The sequence below is a fragment of the Streptomyces sp. NPDC059166 genome (assembly GCF_042755185.1).
In the GTDB taxonomy this organism is placed as follows: Bacteria; Actinomycetota; Actinomycetes; order Streptomycetales; family Streptomycetaceae; genus Streptomyces.
In genome coordinates, this window is sequence record NZ_JBHZCI010000048.1 from 11,995 (window position 1) to 36,979 (window position 24,985).

A 24,985-nucleotide genomic window follows, 5' to 3' on the forward strand; every position below is an offset into this window, starting at 1 on the left:
CTCAGAGCGCCCGCGCGACCGCGCAGTGACCCTCGGCGTCGGGCGCTCAACGGGTCGCCTTCAAAAGGGAGTCGGCGGTGATCCGACCGTCGGAAAGGCGGATCGTGCGGGTCGTGCACGCCTGAGCCAGGGCCACATCGTGGGTGACCAGGACAACGGTCTGGCCGTCGGCATGCAGCTCGCGCAGCAGCTCGCTGACTTCTTCGCCGGACGCCGAGTCCAGGGCCCCGGTCGGCTCGTCGGCCAGCAGCAGCGGCGGCCGGTTCATCAACGCCCTTGCCACCGCGACGCGCTGCCGCTCACCACCCGAGAGCCGGCCGGGATAGGCGCGGGCATGCCGGTCGACGCCCAGGCTCTCCAGGAGCTCCGCCGCCCGCCGGTACGCCGCGCCGCGCGCCATGCCGGCCAGCTGGGCGGGCAGCACCACGTTGTCGGCGACGGTCAGATCGTCGAGCAGATGGAAGAACTGGAACACCATCCCGATCTTGGCCCTCCGGAAGCGGGACGCCGCCGCTTCACCGAGCTCGTCGACCCGTACGCCGTCCACAGTGACCGTCCCCGCGTCCGGCCGGTCCAGGCCCGCGATCAGATTGAGCAGTGTGGACTTGCCGCTGCCCGACGGCCCGAGAATCGCGACGGCCTCACCGGCCTGCACGGTCAGGGAGGCACCCTGCAGGGCGGGCGGCCCCTCGGAGGCTGCGTCGTAGCGGCGGCTCACGTCGCACAGTTCGACCACTGGCGTGGTGGGCATGGGGTTCTCCTCTGGTCCGTACGTTTCACCCGGCTGGCCCGACCGACGCTAGGAGCGAGGAGGGCCGCGCCGCGTCGGCAACCGGACCTACATCGGCGGAACGCGAGGACGACATCCCGGCGGGGGTCCTCCTTGGGGAGTAGTCGTGCGGCGTACGCGGGTGATCTGCGGGAACGATGCGAGGCGCAGGGCTGCTCGGCGACAATGGCCCGATGAACACAGCGCCCGTGGCAGCCAGGCTGAGCGACGGCATCGCCCTGCTGCGGCGACCGACAGGCCCGCCGCCCTGCCCTGCCCGGCGCAACCTGGTCTTCGACGTGCTGCTCGTCCTGGTCATCGGCTGTGTCGTACTCCACTGGGCCGTGAACAACGGCGCGGAACAACTGCGCAACTCGCCCGACGGCATCGCCACACTCGTGCTCGGCTCGGAGGTGGGCATCGAGATCACCGTGGTGGTGCTGACAGCTCTCGCCTGGGGGCCCTTGGTGCTCCGCCGCCGATACCCTCTGGCAGTGCTGTGGACCGTGACGGCCGCGGCAGTGATGACGCCGGCCGGCGCCCAGCGGATCACCTTCTACGCGATCGTCATCGCCGCCTACACGGCGGCCGTCTACAGCCCCTACCGGGCCGCCACCCTGCTCAGCCTGCCGGTGACCGTATTCACCATCGGCACGGATGAGCACACCCGCATCATGGGCGCGATGACCTCGCCGCCCATCGTCCCCACCCAGTACGTCCCGTTGCTCATCCTCATCCCGCTGATCTTCGCGGCAAACGGCATGCGCACATGGAAGCTGCGTACCGCCGCAAGCCAGGACCGGGTGTCGGCCCTGGAACGCGAACGCGCCGAAGACCTGCGCCGCGCCACAGAGCAGGAGCGAGCCCGCATCGCTCGCGAGTTGCACGACGTCGTCACGCACAACGTGAGCATGATGACCATCCAGGCGGGCGCCGCCCGGAAGGTCATGGACCTCGCTCCCGACGATGCCCGCGAGGCCCTCCTCGCCGTCGAGGCGGCTGGCCGCTCGGCGCTGACCGAACTGCGCCACACCATGGGCCTGCTCACCATGAACGACCCACAGGACCCCGACCAGCCGACCGCCCCCGACCTCGCCCCACAGCCGGGCCTCGACCAGCTGGACTCCCTCGTCGACCGCGTGCGCCACACCGGAGTGCCCGTCACCCTCACCACGTCCGGCACCCCGCGCGACGTACCCTCCGGCGTCGGGCTTGCCGCCTACCGCGTCGTCCAGGAGGCTCTGACGAACACCGTCAAGCACGCCGCCGGAGCGCTGGCGAACGTCAGCGTCGACTATGCTGACGACCACCTGGAGGTCGAGATCACCGACACCGGCGGCGCCCCCTCCGTCACTGCGGCCACCGGCAACGGCCGCGGCCTGCTCGGCCTGCGCGAGCGCCTGTCCGTTTACGACGGCACCCTGCACACCGGGCGCCGCCTGACCGGCGGCTACCGCGTCAGGGCCCACATCCCCTTGCCTCCTGTGGAGACCGTGTGAATGCGCCCCTGCGTGTGGTGGTCGCCGACGACCAGGCACTCGTACGCTCCGGCTTCCGACTGATACTCATGGCCGACGGCATCGACGTGGTCGCCGAGGCCGCAGACGGCGAGGAGGCGGTCGAGGCGGTGGCCCGCACCCGGCCCGACGTCGTCCTGATGGACATCCGCATGCCCGAGCTGGACGGCCTGGAGGCCACCCGCCACATCCTCACCGGCGCCCCCGACGAGCCCCGCGTGATCATGCTGACCACCTTTGACCTCGACGACCTGGTCTATGCCGCGCTCGCCGCCGGAGCCAGCGGCTTCCTGCTCAAGGACGTCACCCCCGAGCATCTGGTCGCCGCCGTCCGCTTGGTCCGCACCGGTGACGCCCTGCTCGCGCCGGCCATCACCCGCCGCCTCGTCGAGCGCTATGCCCACACCGCCGCCGCGCCCGCTCCGGACAGCGCCCTGCACCGCGACCTGGAAACCCTCACTCCACGCGAACTGGAAGTCCTGCGCCTCCTGGCCCAGGGCCTGAGCAACGCCGAACTGGCCGAGCGTCTTTTCCTGTCCGAGACGACCGTGAAGACCCACGTCGGCCGCATCCTCGCCAAGCTCCAACTCCGGGACCGCGTCCAGGCCGTGGTCACCGCCTACGAAACCGGACTGGTCAGCCCCAGGACGGCCGGGTAGGCGCCTTGCCGAGGACCGCCCCCCACGGCAGCGACTTCGCGGCGCGGTGGCGGGCGACTTCAGCCGCTCGGCTGCATGCCCGGCGGAGGGAGGCCGGGACGCGCCGGCGGCTTCTGCCCGCAGACCGGCAGGCCCTGCTCGCCTTGGCTCACCTGCGATGCGGTGTCAGGTGTGACCTGCTGCTGCAAGTTCGCCCCGCGATGCCGTCCGGGGCCGGCTGTCAGGCGGAGGCGTCGCCGTGTGTGCAGGTCCAAGGGCCGTCCGATGGGCCGTGTGAGCTGATCAGGTCTGTGGCACAGGCGCAGATGAGCTTCTCCCGAGGCGCTGTCGTCGGGCTCGCCGGCACGGAGAGCTCGTCGCCGATCCGGCCGTCCTTGCCTGTGTCGGCCGGTTGAGGAATTCGGTTGCGGTGGATCAGGCGCATGCGGTCATACTCCGGCATGAGCAGAGACGCCGAGGTGATCGTGCTGGCCCGCTGGTCGGACGAGGTGATGGAACCGCTGACCCGGGACGACCCGGAACGCACGTGGCGAGGTCGCTTCGTCCCGATAGCGGGGCAGTGGGGCTACGAGTTCGGGTGGGCCCTGGAGTTCGAGAAACTGCGTGGCCGCAAGGGCCTGCTCAAGCACCTCGAGTCGCTGCCGTGGCCGCATCCGCACACGGTGCAGGTTCTGCTTCGCGACCAGGACGACGACTGCTTCGGGCTGTGGATGTTCCAGGAGGGCCGACTGGTGGAAGTCACCATTCCGCGTACCGAGCGTTTCCACCAGCCGGCACCGCCCGATGAGGACTTCGAACCCTACCCGGGCATGCTGCTGCGCACCGACCAGCACACAGCTCTGCCCGAGCAGACCCCGGAAGCACGCCGCGACACCCGCTCACCCTGGTAGACCGAGTTCGGCAGCTCATCCTGGGACGTCAGGGCTGTCGACGAGCGCGTACCCAGCGAACTGCGCCACCACAACCCAGGTGCCAAGGACCTCACAACGGGACACCATCTCGACGACGAAACAGCCACTCGGGGAGCGCAGGAATCGCGGGACACGAAAGCCCTGCCGCCCCTGCAGCCCCTCCATCAGCCTCGCTGTCCACTCGACGTCCGCGCTGTCACCGGCCGGCTTCAGCACGGACACTCCGGCCCTGGCCTCCTTCGAGCGGCTCAGGCCGTCCGGTGAGCTGGAAGGCCTGCAGGACGGACGGCGGTGGCAGGGCTGTATCAGTCTCAGGAGTCACACCGCGCATCCTTCAGGACCGACACAGCCTCACGCACCCGCGTTTCAGGAGACCTGCCCACGCCTCCGCTCCATCCGGCGGATGGGCACCGGGCGGGGCACTCCTTCCAGGAGTCACATGGCGACCTCGGCGATCATCCGATGAACCCGTTGACCACGGTGGCCGTACCCGCTTCGAGGGCCCGGCCCATGACGTAGTCGCCGACGGCGATGTCGAGGACTCCGAGCCCGAACGGCGAGAAGATCACCGGCTTGCCGCGCTCCACCTCGACCTTCCCGTTCAGCAGACCACCCAGCGTTCCCTGGATGAAGTCCCTGTGGCCGACGACCTGTTCGGCCAGATGCGGTGAGGTGTTCGCCTTGAGGCAGTGCTCGACGTCGTCCACCAGGTTGGTCGAGGCCAGAATGACCTCCGGCGGAAGATCACGCAGCGACACGTTGAGGACGACCTGGTCCGGCGTGAACCGGTACGCCGCGTCCACATAGGGTTCGCCCGCCGTGGTGGCGAAGACCACCAGGTCTGCCTTGAGGGCGGCGTCCAGACCGACGGGGTCGACGTCTGTGCCGATCTTCGTGTGCACCCGCTCCGCGAATGCGGCGGCCCGGCCGTGGTCGAGATCGTGGGCGACCACGCCGACGATGTCGACGGTGGAACTGTGCAGGTGGTCGAGGATCGTGGACGCGATGACCCCGGTTCCGACCACGCCCACGGTGAGGCCGGAGCCCGTGCACAACTGCTCCGCCGCGACCGCGGCCGACGCCGCCGTACGCGCTGCGCTGATGTGTGCGGACTCCAGGCACGCCAGCGGGCGGCCCGTCTCGAAGTCGTTGAGGATCAGCACGGCCGAGGCACGCGGGATCCCGCGCGAGAGGTTGTCAGGGAAGCTGGATATCCACTTGATGCCCATCCGGTTGACATCTGCTCCGATGTAGGCGGGCAGAGCGATGACCCGGGAGTTCGGCTTGTGCGGGAAGCGGAGGAAGTAGCTGTCCGGGTTGATCGTGTGGCCCGCGTCGTGGAGGCGGTAGGCCGAGGCGACGATCTCTCGGACCTTCTCCTTGTCGCCGTCGAGGATTCCGGCGATGTCGGGGCCGGCGACGACGATGAAGTCAGACATGGGTGGGCTCCTTGATCAGGGTCGGGTGGTCGTTCAGCCACCGCTCCGAATAGAGGGTGGACAGGTACTTGTCCCCCAGGTCGGGGGAGATGACGACGATGCGGGAGCCCGGAGGGATCTCGTCCCGCATCCTCCGGACACCGGCGAGCACCGTGCCGGTCGATCCCCCGACGAGGAGTCCGTACGAGCGGGCGACGTGGCGGCACTGGGCGATGCTCTCGTTCTCCGGCACGAGTACCTTGTGGAAGCTGCCGTCGTCGAGGAAGATCTCGGGCATCCGGCTGGAGCCGAGCCCGGGGATGTAGCGGCGTCGGGGACTGCCGCCGAAGGTGATCGATCCCTCGGCGTCGACGGCGACGACGCGGTGCGTCAGCTTCTGTTCCCGTCGGTACTCCAGGCAGCCCATGAGCGTCCCCGACGTACCGACGCCGACGAACAGGTAGTCGATTGGCCCGAACTCCCGGTGGATCGACCGGGCCGTGGTGTCGCGGTGCGCCTCCACGTTGGCCCGGCTCCTGTACTGGTTCAGCCACACGAGGTTCGGGTCGGCCTTCAGCATGTCGTCGACGAGGACCAGGCGTCTGTGGAGGAACCCGCCGTTCTCGTCCGGTTCGGTGATGACGGCGACCTCCGCCCCGAGCGCCTCCATCGCCAGCACCGCCGACTCGACCGTGTTGAGGTCCGCCACGACGGTCAGCGGGTAGCCCTTGATCGCGCACACGATGCTGAGTGCGATCCCGAGGTTGCCCGAGGAGGACTCGACGACCCGGCTCACACCGGGTACCAGGGTCCCCGCTCTCTCGGCCTGTTCGACAAGTCTGATGGCCGCCTTGAACTTGATGGAGCTCGCGGGATTCAGCCCCTCGATCTTCAGGTAGACGTCCGATCCGGGCAGAAAGCCGGGAAGCGCCAGGAACACGTCGTCATGGACGATCTCGGTCGCATTCTGGTAAATCAACGGGGGATCCTTCCGACAGCACCGACGAAGTGGCCCGAGGGGCCGGGGTCTTGACGGATGACAAGGGCTGTCCCGCGAAGTGCGGGACAGCCCTCAGGGGCGTGCCGTCTCCGTCCCTCCTCGACAGGCTCTGCCGGGTCTGCACTCGTGGAAGCGGAGCGGGTGTTGCGGGCCGTGCGGAAGCCGGCAGTTCGAGCGCGCCGCGAGCGGGCGTACCGCTGTGTGTCTCCGGCATCGATGCCCTGGGACGCGCGCGCCGGGCCACGGGCCGCCGGTCCCGGCGGCCCATGGACAGCTGGTCACCCCACGGAGGCCGCCAGTTCGCGCCGGCCCTCGTCGGCCTCCGTGTCCAGGTCACCGGTCATGCCCTCGTTGACCAGCATCTCCTTCTCCAGCCGTTCGGGCATGGCCCAGCGGTAGAGAGGCACCGCGAGAGCGGTGGTGATGACGGCGACGAGCACCAGCATCGAGAAGACTTCCTGGTTGATGATCCCTTGCGCCAGCCCGATGTTGACGAAGATCAGGATCATCAGGCCACGGGCGTTCATCAGACCGCCGATGGCAAGGGACTCACGCCACGAGAGCCCCACCCCGCGCAGGGCGAGACCGCAGCCGAAGTACTTTCCGATGAAGCCGGCCACGAGGATCAGCAGGAAGGGGCCGATCATGGCCCATCCGCCGAGGCCGTTCAGCTGGGTGTTCAGGCCCGAGAAGGTGAAGAAGATCGGGAGCAGGAGGACATTGACGACCTCCATCATGCGCTGGATCACGGCCTCGCGGAACGCGGGGTTCTTCGGCATGGCCAGGCCCGCGACGAATCCGCCGAAGACCGAGTAGATGCCTATGTAGTCCGTGAAGTACCCGGCGGCGACGACGACGCCGAGCACCAGGTACATCTCGTCGAGGCCGAACTTGCCGGTCCGCTCGACACGGTCGCCGAGCGGCTTCAGGAGCGGGCGCGCCACGAGGAGCATGAACGCCACGAAGGCGACGGAGAGACCGATCGTCACCAGGGCGGCCGCGCCGCCGGCGTTGGCGTGCATGGCAGAGATCACGGCGAGGAAGCACCAGGCGGCCGCGTCGTCGAAGGAGGCGCCGAGCAGGGTCATCCTGCCGAGCGAGGTGTTCTGCAGGTTCCGCTCGTACAGGATCCGGGCCAGCATCGGGAAGGCGGTGATGGACAGGGCGCCGCCGATGAAGAGGACGAACTCGACGGTGCCCACACCGGGTCTGGACAGGTGGTCGTAAAGGAGCCAGCCGACGGCACCGCCGAGCAGGAGCGACGGGATCATGCCGGACAGCGCGAGCAGGCCCGCCCGCTTGGCCTCCTGCTTGCCGTTGGTGCTGCCGCTGTGGTCGAAGCCCACACCCACCAGGAACATGAACAGGGTGAGGCCGATGGTGCTGAGTACGTAGAGGATCGGCTTGACCTCGGGCGGGAAGACGAACGCCTGTCCGTCGGGCCAGACCGCGCCGAAGAGCGTAGGGCCGAGCAGTACGCCGGCGACCATCTCACCGAGTACGCGGGGTTGCTTCACCATGAGGGCGAGGCGTCCGCAGACCCATGAGGCGGCCATGATGAGGATCATGGCCGGAAGGACCTTCAGAACCAGTTCGAGGTTCTTGTCCGTGACGGCAGCCGCGATCTGGAGCGAGCTGGACATGCTGGGGTTCCCCCTGTCGGATGGGCCTTGCGTGCGTAAGGTGCGGTGACCCTGGTGCGAGCGGGCCGGGTGCCGGCCGCCGGGCACCGGCGGAACCTCGGTGTCAGGCCGGGCCGGGGCGGGAGCCGCCCGGGGCGCGACCCGGGCGGCGGGGAGGCAGGACCGTACTCAGACCTCGTACTCGGTGCCGACTCCGTCGAACCGCAGACGGTCCTGGATGACCACGCGGTCGCCCTTCTTGTCGAAGCCGCGCAGCAGGCCGGCCTCGAAGAGGCGGATCACGATCTGGGAACTGACGTCCGCGCCGTCGGCGTCGGCCAGCTCGCTCTCCAGCTCCTTGAACCCGAAGTTCTCCTGCTGCATGCGCTGGAGGATCTTCTGGTGCCGTTCGTCGAGGCGCCACTTGACCATCTCGCGCCCGGACTCGTTCGCCACCACCTGCTTGGGCACGAGGCGGAAGTCGACCGGGTCGACCTTGTAGTAGGGCTTGAGCAGAACCTCCTCGCCCACCCACTCCAGCCGAGTGATCCTCCGCAGCGCCTTGTGCAGGTTCGCCACCCACCGCACGCGGGCCGGGACCAGTTCGTCGTCGGAGAACTCCGAGCTCAGGCCGTCCCGCTGATGGCGTCCGATGCTCATCATCGTCGTGGCGCGCTCCCGGAACACCTCGGCCGACCATCCGGAGCCGTCCTCGGCGTTGACCAGGTTGCCGAACCAGTTCCGGCGCTGGACCCGGTCGTCGTCGGACTCCCGGATGCGGCGCTTCGACCAGAACTCGGAGTCGGGCTCGCTGAACGAGGCCATCGTGTAGAAGGCTGCCAGGAACTCGTGGTACTTCTCGTAGGTCTCCTGGTAGGCGCGGGTGTACCAGGCGTGCACGGTCGCGGCCTCATCCGGGTGCGCGCCGAGGCGGTCGATGGCGGCCGCGGCGGACACCGCGGACTGGGCGGCCATCTGGACGCCCTGAGAGAACAGCGGGTCGGTGAAGGCGGCCGCGTCGCCGCTGAGGAACCAGCGTCCTCCGGAGTACTCCTCCGAGTCGTAGGACCAGTCGTGGACGATGCGCACCTGGTCGCAGCGCTCGGCCCCGTCGAGGATCGCCATCGCACGGTCGGCCTTCGCCAGCGTCGACGTGTAGAACTCCTCGTAGCCGCGCTCCTTGACCTCGTCGGCCTTGGAGCGGTCCACGACGAGGCCGACGCTGTAGACGTCACCCTTGAGCGGGATCATCCAGACCCAGCCGTCCTCGAAGGTGATCGAGAAGGTGGTGCCCTTCAGGTCGCCTTCGAAGGGGTCGGCCTTCTTGAAGTACGACCAGATCGCGAAGGACCGGAAGTACTCGTCGTAGCGGCGCTTCCTGAGCTGCCGGGCCAGCGGCCCGCCGGAGCCGCCGGCGTCGATGACGTAGTCGAAGCGGTCGGTGGCGACCTCACCGGACTGCTTGTAGGAGACGGTCACGCGATCCGGGTCGGAGATGTCCACGGCGGTCACGGGCGTGTCCATGTGGATCGGGATGCCGCGCTCGCGCACCTCGTCGACGAGCATCAGGTCGAATTCGCCTCGGTCGACCTGGATGGCGTGGTCGAGGACCCACGGGGCGGTCCTCGGGGTGGAGAAGGAGAAGGTCCAGGGCACCTCGCCCTTGCCCCAGAGGAAGGTCGCCGACGGCTTCTTGAGGAAGCCGGCGTCCTTGATCTTCTCCTCCAGGCCGAGGCGGTTGTAGATCGAGAGCGAACCAGGCAGGAAGGATTCCCCGACCCGGTAGCGCGGGAAGGAGCCGCGCTCGAAGACCACGGCCTCGTGACCGAGCTTGTTCAGGGTGAGGGCCGCAGCACAGCCGGTCGGGCCGGCACCGATGATGGCCACACGCTGCTGGTTCATGGCGATGTCCTTAGGAGGTCTGCTGGATGGGAAGGGACTTGACGCGGCTCGGCACGATGTAGGAGCGGGCGTCCACGGCGTCCTCGAAGAGGGTGAGCCCGGCCTGGATGCGGCAGCCGTCCCCGACCGTCACGCCCGGTGCCAGCTGGCAGCCGATCCCGATGAAGTTCCCGGAGCCGATCGTGACCGTGTTTCCGGTGTGGAAGTTGGGGGAGATGAAGTTCAGCGAGCCCACGCGCGAGTGGTTGCCGATGCTCGACTTGTAGTGCAGGACGTTGAAGCTGCCGAGCGTGGTGTTGACCCCGATGTAGTTCTCGGGCCCGATGATGTTGCCGACCCCCAGCAGGGCACCGTCCTCGACGGTCGAGCTGGTGTCGACGACGTTGACCGCGTCGAGGTTCCACGCCTCGATGTAGTCCCGTACGGCCGACGCCCGGAGCTCCGTGTCGGCGACCGCGAGCACGACCGGTGTGCCGTCGGGCAGCGCCTCGCGGGAGATGTCCTCCCACCGGCCTTCGGGGACGGTGACCACCTCGCCCGGGAGGGCGAGGTAGCGGTCGACCCGGTGCCCCGCGCCCTGCACGTAACGGGCCACCTCGGCGGCGAACTTGGACGCCCCGAGCAGTACGACATCACCCACGGTTCAGCTTCCTGTCCTTCTTGAATCGGGCTGAGACGGCCGTCTGCGCGACGACGGTGACCTTGGACGGGATCTTGAACGGCTCCACCTTGCCGTCAAGGAACTCCCTTATGTGGCGCCGGAGTTCAGCCCTGCCGAGATTCCCGGCCGGTACCACTTCGACATGGACCGCTTGGCCTGTGATGGAGTTCGGCGCGCCGAAGACCACACAGTCGGAGATCTCGGGGCTGCCGAGGAGGACGGATTCCAGTTCCAGCGGGAGCACCTTCTCGCCGCCGACGTTGATGACCTCGGCGGCCCGGCCCTTGACCCTGATGAAGCCGTCGCCGGTCTCCTCGACCAGGTCGCCGGTGCGGAACCAGCCGTCCTCGGTCACGGCGTCGTCGTCGTAGTTCAGGTAGCCGAGGAACTGAGTCTTCGTCCGCAGCTGGAGTTCACCGTCGACGATCCGGTACTCGGAGCCGCCGTCCTCGATCCGGAAGGCGGTGCTGGAGGACGACTTGCTGCTGGTGGTCGAGATGCCGGTCTCGCTCGTCCCGAAGGTCTGGAGCAGGCGGGCCCCGGGAATCGCGGTGTGCACCCGCTGGAGAAGCTGCTCGGGCATCGATTCGGTCCCGTAGGTGATCAGCTTCAGACTCGACAGGTCGTGCTTCTCGTGGAACCCGCCGATGAGGATGAGGTTGAGGAAGGTGGGACTGGTCGGCAGCAGCCGGATGCCGTACTTCTCGATGAGGGAGCAGATCTCGGCGGGGGTCCGCTCGGCGGGGATCACCGCGCTGGCCCGCGATCGCAGCACCCCGAGCAGCGAGTTGATGCCGCCGATGTGGTCCGCCAGCAGGAACAGCAGTACGTTGCGCGGGGTCCGGCTGACGTGCGCCCCCGCATCGGCCTTCTCCGCGAAGATCGCGTCGAGGTTGTGGAGGATCGCCTTGGGACTCCCCGTCGAACCGCTGGAGAGCAGGATGAGACCGGACTCCCCACGCGACCGCAGGGCCCCGACACGCTCCGGCGCCTCGCCGCCGGCCGGTTCGTACCTCTCCACCGTCACCTCGTCGCCCACCCGGACGACGTACTCGGCACCGCAGCTGCTCCGGACGGTGTCGTACCCGGCTTCGGTGAAGGACACGATGGGAACGACGATGCTGCGGTGTACGTAGAGCGCGTAGAACGCGGCGATCTGCGAGAAGGAGAAGTCGCCGTGGAGGACGACGGTCGCCCCCGCCCGTACGCCTGAGTCCTCCAGCAACGCCCCCAGCCGGTCGGTCTCGTCCGCCAGTTCCGCGTAGGAGCGGGTGGTTCCGCGGTCGATGACGGCGACGCGGTCGCCCAGACTCCTCAGCCGGTCCGTCAGTGTGTCGCGCACTAGTGCACTCCTCCCAGATAGAGCGTCTCTCCGGTGACGAATCCGGACCGCTCCGAAGTCAGGAACTCGACGGGGCCGACCAGGTCCTCGAACTCGCACATGCGGTCGATGGCCTGTCGGGCGAGGACCTTCACCCTCGTCTCCTCCGGAAGAGTCCGTGTCAGGACCGTCCTGACGACCGGCAGCCCCAGGGCGTTCACCCGGATGCCGAAGGACGCCAGTTCCTTGCTCATGACCCGCGTCGCCTGTTCGACGGCGCCTTTGCTCGCCGAGTAGGCGAGCTGGCCGTCGAGTGCCCACGGGACGGCGACCGTGGAGATGTTGAGGATGGACGTGGTCGCACGTTCGCTCCGCTGCAGCAGCTTGGCCGCCTCCCGGCTGCAGGCAAGCACCGCGAAGAAGTTGATGTCGAAGATCTTCCGCGTCGTCTCCTCCGGGGTCAGCATGAAGTGGTTCATGACCGCGGTCCCGGCGTTGTTGACCACGCAGTCCAGGTGGCCGAACTCCTGCCGGATGGTGCGGAACATGCGCTTCAGCTGCTGGGAGTCGGTCAGGTCCGACGCGAAGTGGCGGTACCCGGGACGGTCGATCGTGGACGGGCGCCTGCTGCAGCCGATCACCGTGTCCCCGCGTCCCAGGAAGTGCTCAGCCAAGGACTTTCCGATCCCGGTGCGGGTACCGGTGATCAGCATCGTCGCCATGGTCTCGCGGCCGCTCAGGCGTTCTCGGTGACGCCGGCCTCCTCGAGCTCACCCATGGCGAACTCGATGAGGCGGCGGGCGCTGCTGAAGGGGCTGATCCGCTGGGAGACGGCCTTCTCCGAGGTCAGGGATATCTCCACGTCGTACTCGTCCTCGATGGCCTCCTCGATGCGCGCCAGGAAGTTCACCAGTTGCATGGAGTCGAAGACGGCCGAGTTCCCGTAGAAGCTCACCTCCATGGGGTTGTCCGTCGGGATCTTCTCGTCCCGTCTCTCGTTCAGTTCCTCGATGACGCCGAGGATGAGGGCGAGCAGGCGCTCCTGCATGGGTGTTCTCCATTTCTGGACGGAAGGGTCGGAGGCTGCGGACGTGGGACGGCCTTCAGGAGGCCGCTTCTGCGGAGGCGGGGTCCGCCGAGGGCGCCCCCGCGGCGAGGGGGCCGGCCTCCCCCGCAGGACCGGAGCGGGCGAGCCGGCCGCCGACCACCACGACCAGGCCGGACGCCACGGCGAACAGCGCGGCGAGGACGACCATGCCGGGCGCACCCCAGGTGATGAAGACGGCGACCAGTGCGGGCCCCACGATGTTCGCGACGGAGCCTCCGAGGCTGAACACGGCCAGGTACTCGGCCTTCTTCGAGTCGGGCGCGTGGCGTATCGAGAGTTCCCACGCCCCCGCCCCCTGGTAGAGCTCTCCGCAGGTGAGCAGGATCGTGGCCGTCACCAGGATCACGACGCTCAGCCAGACGTCGGTGTACAGCGTCGGGATCAGCACGAGGCTGAAGAGACCGAGGGCCAGACCGGACCGCAGCAGGGAGCGGGTCCCGTCCGCGGTGCTCCTGATGTTCTTCGCGAAGTGCACCTGGAAGACGATCGCCAGGACGGTGTTGAGGAAGAGCAGCGCGCTGAGCAGGCCCTGGGGGGCGTTCGTCGCCTCGACGAGCCAGAGCGGGATGGCGACGCCCAGGAGGACGGGATGCAGGAAGAGGATGCCGTTGACGGCGGACAGGGCCAGGTAGGGGCGGTCCCTGGCCACATCCATGAGGCCGGCGTACCACTTCTGCGGGGCGGGCTCGGCCGAGGAGGTGTCGACGTCCAGCATGCGGAAGACCAGCGACGAGAGCACGCTGCAGGCCGCTCCGGCCAGGATGACCGACCGCAGCCAGGGCAGACCGTGCATCGAGATCAGCGGCGCCGCCGCCAGGGTGCCGAACGACATCCCGACGTTGATGACGGAGCTGATCACACCGAGCATCCGGGTGCGGTCCGCGCTCCCGGCGGTCGTGTTGACGAGGATCTGCACCATGGGGAAGATCGGCCCCTGCGACACCATGACCATGGAGGCGCACAGGGTGAAGCCGACCATCCCGTCCGAGAAGGCCAGCGCCACCAGCCAGGCCGCGCGCCACAACTGGAGGGACCTCAGCAGGGTGAGGGGGCCGAGGCGCTTGGCCAGGAGCGTGACGGGGATCGTGGTCAGGAAGCCGAACAGTCCGGCGATGGTCAGGCCGAGCCCGACCTGTGCGGCCGTCAGACCTATGCCCTTGAGGAAGTACAGGGTGCTGCCCGTCAGGTAGAACCCGCTGCCCGACGCGTTGACGACGACGCCGAGGGCGATGATGCGGTGGTTCCGCCCGGGTAGAGAGTAGTCGCTGACCAGTTTCCTGAGGCTGCCCTTGATCATCGCTGGGCCGCCGGGGACGAGAGCGGCGTCAGCCGGATGTCGATGAGTGACTCCGCCTTGTCCAGGATGCCGAGGCACTCCTCGGGGCTGTCGCCGGTCACGATGACGGCGAGCACGCGCGGCTCCAGGCCGCGCGGCGGCAGCCGGAGCGCGATGGGCGGTTCGACCAGGCGCACCACCTCCACGACTCCCTCGAGCTGCTCGGCGGCAGAGGTGTCGATGGACTCGACGGTTCCGTCCTCGGCCGGGAAGAGGAACCTGATCTCGACACAGCGGTCACGCACCTGCTCGGTGCGGGGCGGGTGTCCCAGTGCGATCGACACGGCGGCGGAGGTCAGGTCGACGCCGGTCGCGAGGTGGCCGAGAAGGGGTATGAAGTCGCCGCCGAGACGCCCGTTCAGCTCGATCAGCTTCGGCCCCGACGACGACAGCCTGACCTCGGCGTGCGTCACGCCGTCGGTCACTCCCAGGTCGTGGTGGACCCGGACGAGCATGTCCCGTACCTCGTCCGCCCAGTCCTCGTCCCGCCACGGTGCCACGAGGTGCCCCACCTCCTGGCAGTAGGGCTCGAATCCGAGGCGCTTGCGTGCCACGTTCACCGGTTGCACACGCCCTTCGTGGACCACCGAGTCGACGCTGATCTCGGGCCCGTCGACGTACTCCTCGACGATCGAGCCGCCGAGGGGGGTCAGACCGGGGAAGCTGCTCGCCGAGGTCATGGCGAAGTGTTCGCGGAGCTCGTCCGGGGTGTTCGCCTGGGCCACGCCCACGCTGCCCGCGAGCGAGCGGGGCTTGACGACGACCGGGAAGCCGAAGGACGCAGCGGCCTCCAGAGCCTCGTCCTCGGTGTCGACGCGCGCGAACCGGACGAGGCCGGTCGTCTGCAGGGAGCGGGTGGTGAGCTTGTCGCGGCAGTTCGCCGCGGCGGCCGGCGACATGTGACGCATGCCCAGGCGCGCGGCGGCGGCAGCGGTGTCCTCCAGCAGGGTCTCGGCCCACGTCATGACACCGACGTTGCCCTCGTGCTCGGCGAAGATGTCACCGATCGCCTCCACCAGCGAGTCAGGAGTGGTGTCGGGAACCTGACGACATGTGGTGATGTACTCGTGTTCCCAGGACGCCTCCACGGTGCTGACGAGCGCGATCCGTGCCCCGCCCGCGACCGCCTTGTACGCGTACTCCCGGTAGACGCGCTCACCGGAGCCGACGAAGACGACCAGTTCGGGAGCGGCCTCGTCCACCGGACGGCAACGGAAGTCGTAGGCGGCGACGGTGCGTTCGACCTTCGCCAGCACCTCGGCGGTGGAGCGGCCGCGGAAGCGGAAGCGCGCACCGGAGTTCTCGTAACCGTGTTCGTACCCGGGGGTGGCGACCATGGTCTGCCCCCGCACCGGCCGGACGCTCTCGTACGGTCCGTCCTGGGCGGACAGCGCGAGGTCGGAGGCGAGGACCCGGCAGGGCCGGACCTCCGGGGTCCTGACCAGCAGCCAGCCGACGCGCTCGGTCTCCTCGACGGGCGGCAGCGACCGCGCCTCGTCCGGTACGGGGTCCCCCATCTGCAGGGCGAAGGTGGCCTTCATGAGGTCGATGCCGTGGATCTCCCGCCAGAGGAAGGGGATCTCGGCACCTCCCGGCCTGGCCCCGATCTCCAGGAACTGCAGCTGTGGAGCGTCCCCGGGGCCGGAGACGAAGAGCTCGAGATGGAAGACGGCGGGACCGGTGCCGAGAGCGGCGGTCGTCCTGGTGGTGAAGTCCTCGACGCGGGCGAGCAGCACCGGGTCGTCGATCTCGACGGACCCCAGCGGCTCGCCCTTGGTGTAGCCGAAGCAGGTGTTGACGTACCGCGACGCCCGCCAGGCCCCGAGTCCGAGCCCTTCGCCCAGGCTGATCCCGTCGACGTGCAGGATCTCGTGCGGAAGGTAGGGCTGGACCAGCAGGACCTCGTCCGGCGGGAAGGCGAACGCCGCCAGTTCGTCGGCGGAGTCCAGGCGTGTGACGCCGATGCTGGACGTGCCGCAGGCCGGTTTGAGCAGAACGGGCCAGCCGTGTTCGCCGGCGAACGAGCGTACGGCCTCGTGGTCGGGGGCGTGCCGGGTCGCGGGCACGGCGACACCGGCCTCGGTCAGGCGCTCCGCCATGATCAACTTGTCGCGGAAGGGGGCGAGCTCCGCCGGGCTCTGCCCGGGGACGCCGTGCTCCTCCCGGAGGACGGCGGCGAGGTCGAGGTCCGATTCGTTGAGCGCGACGATGCGGTGGGGAACACCGTGCCGGGCGATGAGCTCGTCGACGGCGCCCCTGAGCAGGGACTCGTCCTCCGTGCTGGCGATCTGCTTCACCGCGGTCGCCGTGGTGGGAATCGAACCGAGCGACCACGGTGCGGCGACGTAGGTGACCGTGTGGGCGGCGTGGTCGATGTAGGACTCGTAATCCGCGAAACGGTCGGTCCACTGATGCAGGATCATGACGTGCTTCGACACTATTCCTCCAGGACAGTGCAGAGGGCGGATGCAATGCGCAACTGGTGGCCTGACCAGCCGGCGGTTCATGTGCGAGAGGTGTCCGGCTGGCCCGGACCTTCGGTGGCCGTTGCGTCTGTTCCATGTCTTCGTGTGCGAAGGGAACAGTCACTGCCAGAGGTTGTGGTCGAATTCCATCCGTCCCCGCCCGGGCAATCGCACGGGTGCTGCGTTCGCAGCCGCCCGTGGGAAGCGAGTCCGGGATGGCTCCTGGTGGAATTCTGCTTTCAGGTGGGAATGGGTCGGCTCAGGTCTCGAGTGGTGGCGGGCCGTCGCTTTCCACGGTCCCCGCGAGCCTGCGTCACGGACCCGCTCCGCCTACGGGTCTTTTCCCGGGGACGGAGCAGGAGGCCTGCTAATCGGCTGGGGACTCCGTGGCACGTGCGGCGGTCAGGAGGATCTCCTCGATCATTCGGATGATTTCGGTGATCCTCTTGTAATCCGTGGCGGAAGAATTCTCCTGGAGCGTCGACACGAGAGATTCGCCCTCCTGTACCTGGAGATAGAGCGGCGCACCGATGTTGCGTCCGGTGGTGCCGGTCTCCAGATTTTCGGGGATGGAGAGCTGGTCCTTCTGGTACTCGCCCATGAAGTTGAAGAAGTAGGTGAAGAGCCCGCTCACCGATCCGTCGAAGCACCCGTTCACCGTGCCGGTGAAACCGTGCTCGGCCGCGATCTCCAGCAACTCGTCCACGTTGTGCTCACCGTGCCGGTAGGACTTGAACAGCTCCCAGTGGACCCTGGTGGCGAATGTGCCGAACGGCTCGTTCGGTTCGGCGCGTACGACCAGGGGAATCAGCTGGTCCTGGGTCGTGAGCAGCTTCTCCCAGCGCGGATCGGCGCGGTTGTTGGTGAAGACCGCGACCATGATCTCCTCCAGGCCGTCGTACTGAGCGGCAGCCCGGCAGTAGGCGCTGAGGAGAACCGAGGGCAGCGAGAGCTGGTGCGTCCGGGCGATCAGGCTCACGGCTTCGGTGAGCTCCGGGGTGCCGTATCGGCCCCAACGGCCGTTCACGGATTCGGGAGCCTCGTCCCGGACCATCGCCGGCGCCTTGCCGAAAAGCTTCTGCCAGTGCCTGCGTGCCGACCTTCGCCGTGTCTCGCCGGCCTCGGACCACTGCTCCTCCGCCAGCGACCGGCAGGTGGGTATCTCACCGCCGGGGAGGTCGCCCACGGTCAGAAGCGTCAGGAACTCCTTGTGCAACTGGTTGACCGACCAGCCGTCCGTCGCCATGTGGTGCAGGCAGATGGCCAGCCAGCGGAGTTCGCCGTTCTCGGTCACGAGAGCCATCCGCCAGGGTGGATCCGTGACGAGGTCGAAGGGCTCGAGGCCGAGACGGTCAGCCGCTTCCAGCGGGTCGGTCTCCAGGGCGGGGCCGGCGACCACGACCGGCTCCGGAGGGAGGACGTGCTGCGTCGGGCGCGCGCTCTCGAGATCCTGGTAGCGCGTGCGCAGGGCCTCGTGGCGCTCCTGCAGCGCGGTCAGGGCCTCGTCGACCTGCTGGGAGGTGGTTCCTGCGGGCAGTTTCCACACCTGGGGAAGATTGGCCGCCAATGGGTCGATGTTCTGGATCGAGCGCAGAAGCGACAGCTGCCCGAAAGTGATTGGTGCTCTGGCGACTTCATTCGCGTGCATATGGAAATACCTATTCATGCCGTGACGCCCCCCGAGTCTGCCGAGACGCCGGTAACTTAACCGGGCCGCAGTGGTCCTGATCGTTCACGGCGGGCCCGGTCGGCCGCCCTCGCACCCGGGGCATGAGTGTAGTGACCCGGGGTCTGGGGATTTTTGAGATGCAAGCACATAACTGAATTCGGCGTAGCACCCTTGGCGCACGGGCACGCGTCGCGGCGGGCCCGGCGTCAAAGCCTCACCGGGGCTAAAGAATCGTTCCTTCCGGAGCCGGCGCCCACGCGCGATCGCCGTTGAACTGGCAAAGGGCGGGGGTGCCGGTGGCCATTTCCAACCAGCTTCATTGCGTGGTGAGAAGGCCGGAAGAATCGATGCAATATGCTCTCGGCGATGTCCAGAATCTAAACCTGTTGACGGACGGCGGTCAAGAGGTGGCCACTTCTCGAGATGGTTGGCCGAAGGGTGCCTGCAAGGGGATCTCTTCCTCTGCCTTTGGCCGTGCCCGGTTCGTGTTCACCTGCCGTTCTTTCCGTAGGGCGCCCCCGATGCCACCGGGTCGAATGGCGGCCCGTCCGGTGGCGCGTGCCGTCAGGCCGGAACTCCCGCACAGCCGCCCGGAGAGGCTGTTTTTCGCCACCGGGTGGAACGGTGAAGGCGCGTCTCCGGGTGAGGCCATTGGTCTGTCCGTGACCCCTTGCGGGCGAGCGCCGCCGGCCGCGGCGCTTTGTCGGAATGCCCGGACGTATCCGTTGCCCGGGCACCCCTTCGCTCTGCGATGCGCCGCACCCGACGCCGCGCGCCGACCCGTCGCGGATTGCGGGTCGGTCCTGAGACGTCAGGAACGATCCATTCCATTTCTGTCGGCGGTGGCTGAATTCCGTATGTGCCGTTGCGGGGGCCGACTGCCACGGAACGAACTTCAGCGGGGGGCCTCGCCGGCGGTCACGCGCCCTCCGGCGAGAAGAAGGCGGAGAGGGCCGTCGCGACCGCCTTGGCGTCGTTCTCCATCGGGATGTGGCCCGCGTCCGGGACGCGGACCAGCGCGGTGTGCGGCATCTCCTCGGCGAATCGCTCGGCGTACGTGATGCCCTGGAAGGTGTCGTCCTCCCCCCACACCAGCAGCTTCGGCGTGTCCGAAGCGCGCATGGCCGGGACCAGGTCGAGGGTGTACCGGCTGTCGGCCGCACCTGCCAGGGCCATCCACGAGCGGCCCACCCTGCGGCTGCGCCAGGGATCGAGGTACTCGGAGATCTCCGCCTCGGTGGCCGGCCGGGCCAGTGCGGCGGTGACGGCCGCACGGCGGGCGGCGAGCAGTTCCTCCACGCTCGTGGAGTCCACCACCTCAGGGTTCCGGAACCGCTGGACGCCCGGCACCGGCCACGAGTCGTAGGTGACCGAGTTGACGAGGGCCAGCCGGGCGACCTCGCCGCTCCCGCCGACCGCGAGGTGCTGGGCGATCGCTCCGCCGATGTCGTGGCCCGCCACGTGCAGCGGCTCGTCGATACCCGAAGCCGCGGCGAAGCGTCGCACCCAGTCGGCGAGCGCCGGCACGGTGGCCGACCGCGCGTCGAGTTCGCCGGCGGACTGTCCGAGGCCGGGCAGGTCGACGGCGATGGGCCGCAGCCCGGCAGAAGCCAGCTCCGCCATCACCGGCAGCCATACGCGGCTCCAGTAGGTGCCGTGGAGCAGCAGGACGGGCGGACCGTCCGTGTGCCCGTCCGCTCCGGCCGCGGTGAGGTAACTGGCGGGCAGGCCGTCCACGTCGACGGCCTTGCGGATGACGGAATTCGACGGCATGTCGCCTCCGGAGTCGTGTCCTCAAGGGGAGGACATGACCTTCTGGCCTGGAGACGCTGCCGTCAAATACCATCGACGGCATGTAGGTATAGGCCATCCGCATAGCCGCTGATGGCCGGGGGCAAGGGGGGTGGGGCGGGTTGCAGCTGTCACAGTTGCGGGTCTTGCTGGCGGTCGCCGAGTCCGGGGGCTTCACCGCCGCCGCGGAACGGACGGGCATGTCCCAGCCGCACGTCAGCCGTTCCATCGCTGCGCTGGAGACCGAACTGGGCGCACCTCTTCTGGTGCGCCGGAGGGACGGTGTCACACTCACCGAGGCGGGACATCGGGCGGTGTCCCGGGCGAGGGAGACGGTGCGGCACTTCGACCTGATCCGCCCCGATGTGGCGGGTGCCGGAGGGCAGGTGACGGGACCCCTGCGCCTCGCGAGTCTGCCGAGCACCACGGGCACCCTGATCGCCGAGCGGCTGCGTACGTTCAGCGACCGCTATCCGCTGGTCAACGTGCGCCTGCTGGAGGGCTACAGCCCGGAGATCCGCAGGTGGCTCGAGAACGGAGCCGCCGAGATCGGAGTCGTGATCCTCCCGGAACCCGGCATGCACACCGTGCAATTGGGCACGGACGCCATGGTCGCGCTGCTGCCACGGGGGCATGCCCTCGCAGCCGCGGAGACGGTGGCCGTGCGTGAGCTGGCGCGGGATCCGTTCATCCTCACGACCGGAGGGTGCAGGCCGGTCATCCTGGAAGGCGTCCGCCAGGCCGGTGCCGCCCTGGACATCGCCTACGAGGCGGGTGAACTCTCGGCCATCATCGCCATGGTGGAGGCCGGCCTCGGAGTGAGCATCGTGCCGACCCTCGGTCTGCCAGCCGACCTCGGTGAGGTCGTGACCCGCCCCCTGGACGCGGCGATCCGCAGGAATCTCGCGCTGGCGCTGCCCTCCCTCGACCGGTGCACGCCGGCCGCCCGGGCCTTCCTGGACCACGTCCTGGTGTGACGCGCCGGGGACCCGGGGTTCCGCTTCGAGCGGTTCCGGACCCCGCCCCGACGGCCCGGAGGGGCGGGGGAGGCCATCGGGATGCGGTCCCGCAGTCGTGCGGGCTGCCCTCATGGGCGACGCCGGCCCGTCGGTACGTACTCGCGGACGCGGCGCCGGGCGTCGCCGACCGGGCGGTGGCCGGGGCCAGGGGCGTCCACGGTCGGGCGTCACCGGCCCACGGCGGCCGTAGCTTCATGTCGTCGCAGGCGGCGCGGAGGCCGACGTGCCGCCCCCGCGAGGCGAGCGGACGGGGGCGGTGTGCGTGTCGTGCCCGCGGACAGGATGACGACACGCACTGCGGGAGACCGTCCGTCCTCCGTCACTCAACGACTGACGGCCCTCAGGAGCTGCTCCTTGTTCATCGTGGAACGGCCCTTGACGTTCTTCCTCTTCGCCTCTTCGTACAACTGGTCCTTCGTGCGGCCCTGAGCGCCCTTGTGGGAGCGTTCACCGCCCCGCTGGGAGGCCGACTTGGGGTCGTGCGTGGACGTCCTGCTCGCCGTCCGCGACTCACCGGACCGGGCGCGTTCCTTGTTGACGGTACGGGCCGCGATCTCCTCGGCGCGCTTCTCGGAAGTGCCGCGTCTCTCCGCGCTCTCCTTCACGTGCTCGTACTGACGCTCGCGCTTGGGGCTGGATCCTGCCGGCATGGCGACGTCCTCCTCGTGTTCGTGCCGGTCGTCGATTCGGGGGGCCGGGTCCCGGGACGGCGCCCGTGCGGCCGGACCGATGCCGGCTGCCGCCTGATGGCTGTCCCGTACCCGGCTTGCCGGGCCGGCCTCGTCCGAAACCTGGCACCCTCCGGTCGAGCACGCCCGCCGGGCCGTGCGCTCGGGTGAAGGCGTGCTGAACCCCGCGATTCCGCAGGAGCGTCGCCGGCCCACTCGCCGGCACCGCTCGAAGACACGCTCTGCCCCGGGGAGCGGGGCGGAACGCCGTCGTCCCACGGGTCGCGGGGCGCCGAAGGACGGAGTGAACTGGAGGAATGTGGTGTCGAAGCGTGCCGCGCTGAGCACACGTGACAGGAGAACCGCGGTTGCCCGGCCCATCGAGGAGCGCGCGTTGCGACGCGCCGCCCGGGCGGGTCCGGGTGCCGGACAGCCCGCGGTACACGCGAAGCGGCTGGTGCGGACGTACGCGCGCAATGACCGCGTACGTCCGCCGCGCGGCCTCAGGACGGACGAAAGGCGCAACCACCATGACCGACCTGCCCTTGGACGGACACCGTGTGCTGGTGCTCGTCACGAACTACGGAGTCGAACAGGACGAACTGCTGATGCCGCTGGAGCGGTTGCGTGAGGACGGCGCGGACGTGATCGTGGCCGCCACCGGCTCGCAGCCGATCCAGACACTCGTGGGTGACAAGGACATCGGACGGACGGTGCAGCCCGACACGACGATCGACGCGGTCGACCCGGGAGACCACCAGCTCCTGTTGCTGCCGGGCGGCACCCTCAACGCCGACCAGCTCCGTCTCGACGACGCGGCCATGTCACTGGTGAGGGCCTTCGCGTCCTCGGGCAGGCCGATCGCCGCCATCTGCCACGGTCCCTGGGCCCTGGTGGAGGCCGATGTCGTCCGGGGCAGGACCCTGACGTCGTACCCGTCCCTGCGCACCGACATCCGCAACGCGGGAGCCGCGTCCTGGGTCGACGAACCGGTGGTCACGGACACCGAGGGGTATCCGCTGGTCACCTCACGCACACCCAAGGACCTCGACCACTTCATCGGCGCCGTCGGCAGGACTCTCGGAGGCACCTGACCGAACCGCCGGCGCCGGTGCGGGGACGGCCCGCCGAGTGGTCCCCGCACCGGCGCCGCAGACAGGCGCCACCACCACGGGGACTCATCCCCGGCCGAGGAGGGAAGGCAGATGCTCACAGCCATCGCCGACGTACTGCGCTCGATCGGTGGCGCCGTCGCCACCGTCGTCACCCTGCCCTTCCGGGCACTCGCCCGGCTCCTTGGGGGCGCCTCGGCCGGCGCCCACGGCCGCCACTGACAAAGCGGCGCCCGCGGGGCTGAATCCACCCGCCCCGGGACGTCCGGAAGGCTCCGGCGTCCCGCACGCCACGCCGCGCGCCGAGTCGGCCCGAGAGGAGGTCTCATGTCCGGATCGACCACCGTGCAGCGCCTGCTGGAGGCCCACGGGCGGACGTATGCCGAGGAAGCGGGCATCCGGCTGCGGGACACTCCCATGCCGCTGTTCCAGTTGCTGACTCTCTGCGTGCTCCTCTCGGCCCGGATCAAGGCCGGAATCGCGGTGGCCGCGGCCAGGGAACTCTTCGACGCCGGGATGCGCACGCCCGCGGCGATGGCCGAGGCCTCCTGGCAGGACCGGGTGGACGCGCTGGGGCGCGCCCACTACCGCCGGTACGACGAGAGCACCGCCACCGCACTCGGCGAAGCCGCCCGGCTCGCCCTCGACCGGTACCGCGGAGATCTGCGCCGCCTGCGCGAGGACGCCGCGGGAGAACCCGGACAGGTGCGTGAGCTGCTGCGGGAGTTCCCGAGAATCGGTCCGGTGGGGGCGGACATCTTCAGCCGCGAGGCCCAGGGCGTCTGGCCGGAGCTGCGCCCCGCCTTCGACGAGCGGGCCAGGGACGCCGCCGACGCCCTGGGGCTGCCGCACGCCCCGGACGAGCTCGCTCTCCTCGTCGATGACGAGGACCTACCCCGGCTCGCTGCGGCGCTGGTCAGGACCCGACTCGATCGACGGGACGAAGGGGCTTCGCCCGTCGACGGGGCACCCAGGGCGTGAACCCGCCGACCGGGGCACCCGGCAGACGTCGCGGGCGGTGACCGGCCGGGCGGAACAGGTCGCCGGAGCAGCGCGGGTCCGCGCGAACGCAACGTGTCACCCCGGGGCCGGGGCGCTCCCCGAGGGCACTTCCCGTGTGGCGGCCCAGGAGGCCAGGAGGCGCAGGCCCTCTTCGGACGGTGAGCCCGGCTCCGCGGCGTAGATGGTGAGGGTGAGGCCGGGCTCGGCGGCCATCTCCAGCCCTTCGTAGGCGAGGGTGAGCGCACCCACGGCGCTGTGACGGAAGCGCTTGGTGCCGGTTCCGTGGTTGCGGACGTCGTGCGCGCCCCAGCGCGTGCGGAAGGCGTCGTCGCGCGTGGAGAGCTCTCCCACGAGGTCGTGCAGGTCCTTGTCGTGCGGGTTGCGGCCGGCCTCGGTCCGCAGGATCGCCACGGTGACATCGGCGGCGAGGTCCCAGTCGGGGTAGAAGCGGCGCGAGGCGGGGTCCAGGAACGTGAAGCGGGCGAGGTTCTCCTGGTTGTGCGGCGTGGCGTAGACATCGCTGTAGAAGGCCCGGGCCAGCGGGTTCACGGCCAGGATGTCCATGCGCCCGTTGCGGACGAAGGCGGGTCCCGCGGTGATGGCGTCCAGGGTCCACCTGAGGCTCGGGTGCGGGGTCCACTGCCGGGCGGTGCGCCGGCGCCTGGGGCGGCTCAGCGAGTCGGAGCCGTCGGCCGCCTGCGCCAGGTGCAGCAGGTGGGCGCGCTCGGCGTCGTCGAGCCGGAGGGCTCGGGCCACCGCTTCCAGGACGGCGGGGGAGACGCCCGCCAGACTGCCTCGTTCGAGCTTGGCGTAGTACTCCACACTCATGTCGGCGAGGGCGGCGACCTCACTGCGGCGCAGCCCGGGGACGCGACGCCTGGTGCCCGAGGGCAGCCCTGCCTGTTCGGGGGTGATCCTGGCCCTTCGCGAGGTGAGGAACTCGCGGACCTCTTGCTGGTTGTCCACCCTTCGACGGTACGTGCATCGGGCCGTCGGAGAGGTGTACTGCCGGTACACCCATCGACGGTGACTGGC

General features: G+C 69.2%; 22 protein-coding genes. 7 read left to right on the top strand and 15 right to left on the bottom strand.

The features are described 5' to 3' along the window. Nucleotides 1–46: 46 nt before the first annotated feature. Entirely contained in the window at nucleotides 47–751 is a 705-nt protein-coding gene (locus tag ACFXOA_RS28115; RefSeq protein WP_385034271.1) for an ABC transporter ATP-binding protein, read from the bottom strand. Nucleotides 752–963: 212 nt separating this feature from the next. On the opposite strand from ACFXOA_RS28115, the gene ACFXOA_RS28120 reads away from it, so the two are divergent. The 3 genes from ACFXOA_RS28120 (at nucleotide 964) to ACFXOA_RS28130 (ending at nucleotide 3,835) form a co-directional block, all read left to right on the top strand. Next, nucleotides 964–2,268 (top strand): sensor histidine kinase, encoded by a 1,305-nt coding sequence (locus ACFXOA_RS28120; protein ID WP_385034273.1) that lies wholly within the window; start codon nucleotides 964–966, stop codon nucleotides 2,266–2,268. Next, complete coding sequence (locus ACFXOA_RS28125) at nucleotides 2,265–2,945, top strand: response regulator (protein ID WP_385034275.1); 681 nt, start codon at nucleotides 2,265–2,267, stop codon at nucleotides 2,943–2,945. The genes ACFXOA_RS28120 and ACFXOA_RS28125 overlap by 4 nt, the downstream gene beginning before the upstream one ends. A gap of 440 nt (nucleotides 2,946–3,385) precedes the next feature. Beyond that, nucleotides 3,386–3,835, top strand: a complete 450-nt coding sequence (locus ACFXOA_RS28130) for a hypothetical protein (protein ID WP_385034277.1) — start codon at nucleotides 3,386–3,388, stop codon at nucleotides 3,833–3,835. A gap of 476 nt (nucleotides 3,836–4,311) precedes the next feature. On the opposite strand, the gene sbnB is transcribed toward ACFXOA_RS28130, so the two are convergent. The 12 genes from sbnB to ACFXOA_RS28190 form a co-directional block, all read right to left on the bottom strand. Next, on the bottom strand, nucleotides 4,312–5,295 hold the full coding sequence (sbnB, locus tag ACFXOA_RS28135; RefSeq protein ID WP_385034279.1) for a 2,3-diaminopropionate biosynthesis protein SbnB: 984 nt from the start codon (nucleotides 5,293–5,295) through the stop codon (nucleotides 4,312–4,314). Continuing rightward, nucleotides 5,288–6,253 (bottom strand): 2,3-diaminopropionate biosynthesis protein SbnA, encoded by a 966-nt coding sequence (gene sbnA / locus ACFXOA_RS28140; RefSeq protein WP_385034281.1) that lies wholly within the window; start codon nucleotides 6,251–6,253, stop codon nucleotides 5,288–5,290. Before sbnA ends, sbnB begins: the two co-directional genes overlap by 8 nt. 299 nt (nucleotides 6,254–6,552) lie before the next feature. Further along, nucleotides 6,553–7,917, bottom strand: a complete 1,365-nt coding sequence (locus ACFXOA_RS28145) for a cation:proton antiporter (protein WP_385034283.1) — start codon at nucleotides 7,915–7,917, stop codon at nucleotides 6,553–6,555. 168 nt (nucleotides 7,918–8,085) lie between these two features. Next, nucleotides 8,086–9,798: a chloramphenicol-biosynthetic FADH2-dependent halogenase CmlS gene (cmlS, locus tag ACFXOA_RS28150; protein WP_385034285.1), complete on the bottom strand. Its 1,713-nt coding sequence runs from the start codon at nucleotides 9,796–9,798 to the stop codon at nucleotides 8,086–8,088. A 10-nt stretch (nucleotides 9,799–9,808) separates the two neighbouring features. Continuing rightward, the gene (locus ACFXOA_RS28155; RefSeq protein WP_385034287.1) at nucleotides 9,809–10,438 is read right to left on the bottom strand and encodes a hypothetical protein; all 630 of its coding nucleotides are present in this window, start codon (nucleotides 10,436–10,438) and stop codon (nucleotides 9,809–9,811) included. After that, nucleotides 10,431–11,801 (bottom strand): long-chain fatty acid--CoA ligase, encoded by a 1,371-nt coding sequence (locus tag ACFXOA_RS28160; RefSeq protein WP_385034289.1) that lies wholly within the window; start codon nucleotides 11,799–11,801, stop codon nucleotides 10,431–10,433. Before ACFXOA_RS28160 ends, ACFXOA_RS28155 begins: the two co-directional genes overlap by 8 nt. Further along, on the bottom strand, nucleotides 11,801–12,493 hold the full coding sequence (locus ACFXOA_RS28165; RefSeq protein ID WP_385034291.1) for an SDR family NAD(P)-dependent oxidoreductase: 693 nt from the start codon (nucleotides 12,491–12,493) through the stop codon (nucleotides 11,801–11,803). Before ACFXOA_RS28165 ends, ACFXOA_RS28160 begins: the two co-directional genes overlap by 1 nt. Nucleotides 12,494–12,516: 23 nt before the next feature. Continuing rightward, complete coding sequence (locus ACFXOA_RS28170; protein ID WP_385034293.1) at nucleotides 12,517–12,828, bottom strand: hypothetical protein; 312 nt, start codon at nucleotides 12,826–12,828, stop codon at nucleotides 12,517–12,519. Nucleotides 12,829–12,883: 55 nt separating this feature from the next. Further along, a complete protein-coding gene (locus ACFXOA_RS28175; RefSeq protein ID WP_385034295.1) occupies nucleotides 12,884–14,185 on the bottom strand; it encodes an MFS transporter in 1,302 nt (433 codons plus the stop codon). After that, complete coding sequence (locus ACFXOA_RS28180; RefSeq protein WP_385034297.1) at nucleotides 14,182–16,647, bottom strand: ATP-grasp domain-containing protein; 2,466 nt, start codon at nucleotides 16,645–16,647, stop codon at nucleotides 14,182–14,184. Before ACFXOA_RS28180 ends, ACFXOA_RS28175 begins: the two co-directional genes overlap by 4 nt. Nucleotides 16,648–17,056: 409 nt before the next feature. After that, nucleotides 17,057–18,337 (bottom strand): condensation domain-containing protein, encoded by a 1,281-nt coding sequence (locus ACFXOA_RS28185; protein WP_385034299.1) that lies wholly within the window; start codon nucleotides 18,335–18,337, stop codon nucleotides 17,057–17,059. 939 nt (nucleotides 18,338–19,276) lie between these two features. Beyond that, entirely contained in the window at nucleotides 19,277–20,131 is an 855-nt protein-coding gene (locus ACFXOA_RS28190) for an alpha/beta fold hydrolase (protein WP_385034301.1), read from the bottom strand. Nucleotides 20,132–20,271: 140 nt separating this feature from the next. Between ACFXOA_RS28190 and ACFXOA_RS28195 the strand changes: the two genes are divergently transcribed. After that, nucleotides 20,272–21,126 carry a LysR family transcriptional regulator gene (locus tag ACFXOA_RS28195; protein WP_385034303.1) on the top strand — a complete coding sequence of 285 codons (855 nt, stop codon included), beginning with the start codon at nucleotides 20,272–20,274 and terminating at the stop codon, nucleotides 21,124–21,126. Between the two features lie 365 nt (nucleotides 21,127–21,491). Here ACFXOA_RS28195 and ACFXOA_RS28200 read toward each other — a convergent pair whose 3' ends face one another. Further along, nucleotides 21,492–21,818: a plasmid stabilization protein gene (locus tag ACFXOA_RS28200; protein ID WP_385034305.1), complete on the bottom strand. Its 327-nt coding sequence runs from the start codon at nucleotides 21,816–21,818 to the stop codon at nucleotides 21,492–21,494. Between the two features lie 548 nt (nucleotides 21,819–22,366). Here ACFXOA_RS28200 and ACFXOA_RS28205 point away from each other — a divergent pair. The 3 genes from ACFXOA_RS28205 (at nucleotide 22,367) to ACFXOA_RS28215 (ending at nucleotide 23,929) form a co-directional block, all read left to right on the top strand. Next, a complete protein-coding gene (locus ACFXOA_RS28205) occupies nucleotides 22,367–22,930 on the top strand; it encodes a type 1 glutamine amidotransferase domain-containing protein (RefSeq protein ID WP_385034307.1) in 564 nt (187 codons plus the stop codon). Nucleotides 22,931–23,041: 111 nt separating this feature from the next. Then, nucleotides 23,042–23,170 (top strand): LPFR motif small protein, encoded by a 129-nt coding sequence (locus tag ACFXOA_RS28210; RefSeq protein WP_385034309.1) that lies wholly within the window; start codon nucleotides 23,042–23,044, stop codon nucleotides 23,168–23,170. A gap of 105 nt (nucleotides 23,171–23,275) precedes the next feature. Beyond that, nucleotides 23,276–23,929 carry an endonuclease gene (locus ACFXOA_RS28215; protein ID WP_385034311.1) on the top strand — a complete coding sequence of 218 codons (654 nt, stop codon included), beginning with the start codon at nucleotides 23,276–23,278 and terminating at the stop codon, nucleotides 23,927–23,929. Between the two features lie 96 nt (nucleotides 23,930–24,025). On the opposite strand, the gene ACFXOA_RS28220 is transcribed toward ACFXOA_RS28215, so the two are convergent. Beyond that, nucleotides 24,026–24,916, bottom strand: a complete 891-nt coding sequence (locus ACFXOA_RS28220) for a helix-turn-helix transcriptional regulator (protein WP_385034313.1) — start codon at nucleotides 24,914–24,916, stop codon at nucleotides 24,026–24,028. Nucleotides 24,917–24,985 lie beyond the last annotated feature (69 nt).

Bases quoted from the DNA above. Each gene is read 5' to 3' on its own strand.
- ACFXOA_RS28115 (WP_385034271.1), bottom strand. From the start codon at position 751: ATGCCCACCACGCCAGTGGTCGAACTGTGCGACGTGAGCCGCCGCTAC.
- ACFXOA_RS28120 (WP_385034273.1), top strand. From the start codon at position 964: ATGAACACAGCGCCCGTGGCAGCCAGGCTGAGCGACGGCATCGCCCTG.
- ACFXOA_RS28130 (WP_385034277.1), top strand. From the start codon at position 3,386: ATGAGCAGAGACGCCGAGGTGATCGTGCTGGCCCGCTGGTCGGACGAG.
- sbnB (WP_385034279.1), bottom strand. From the start codon at position 5,295: ATGTCTGACTTCATCGTCGTCGCCGGCCCCGACATCGCCGGAATCCTC.
- ACFXOA_RS28145 (WP_385034283.1), bottom strand. From the start codon at position 7,917: ATGTCCAGCTCGCTCCAGATCGCGGCTGCCGTCACGGACAAGAACCTC.
- cmlS (WP_385034285.1), bottom strand. From the start codon at position 9,798: ATGAACCAGCAGCGTGTGGCCATCATCGGTGCCGGCCCGACCGGCTGT.
- ACFXOA_RS28165 (WP_385034291.1), bottom strand. From the start codon at position 12,493: ATGCTGATCACCGGTACCCGCACCGGGATCGGAAAGTCCTTGGCTGAG.
- ACFXOA_RS28170 (WP_385034293.1), bottom strand. From the start codon at position 12,828: ATGCAGGAGCGCCTGCTCGCCCTCATCCTCGGCGTCATCGAGGAACTG.
- ACFXOA_RS28175 (WP_385034295.1), bottom strand. From the start codon at position 14,185: ATGATCAAGGGCAGCCTCAGGAAACTGGTCAGCGACTACTCTCTACCC.
- ACFXOA_RS28180 (WP_385034297.1), bottom strand. From the start codon at position 16,647: ATGATCCTGCATCAGTGGACCGACCGTTTCGCGGATTACGAGTCCTAC.
- ACFXOA_RS28185 (WP_385034299.1), bottom strand. From the start codon at position 18,337: ATGCACGCGAATGAAGTCGCCAGAGCACCAATCACTTTCGGGCAGCTG.
- ACFXOA_RS28190 (WP_385034301.1), bottom strand. From the start codon at position 20,131: ATGCCGTCGAATTCCGTCATCCGCAAGGCCGTCGACGTGGACGGCCTG.
- ACFXOA_RS28200 (WP_385034305.1), bottom strand. From the start codon at position 21,818: ATGCCGGCAGGATCCAGCCCCAAGCGCGAGCGTCAGTACGAGCACGTG.
- ACFXOA_RS28205 (WP_385034307.1), top strand. From the start codon at position 22,367: ATGACCGACCTGCCCTTGGACGGACACCGTGTGCTGGTGCTCGTCACG.
- ACFXOA_RS28210 (WP_385034309.1), top strand. From the start codon at position 23,042: ATGCTCACAGCCATCGCCGACGTACTGCGCTCGATCGGTGGCGCCGTC.
- ACFXOA_RS28215 (WP_385034311.1), top strand. From the start codon at position 23,276: ATGTCCGGATCGACCACCGTGCAGCGCCTGCTGGAGGCCCACGGGCGG.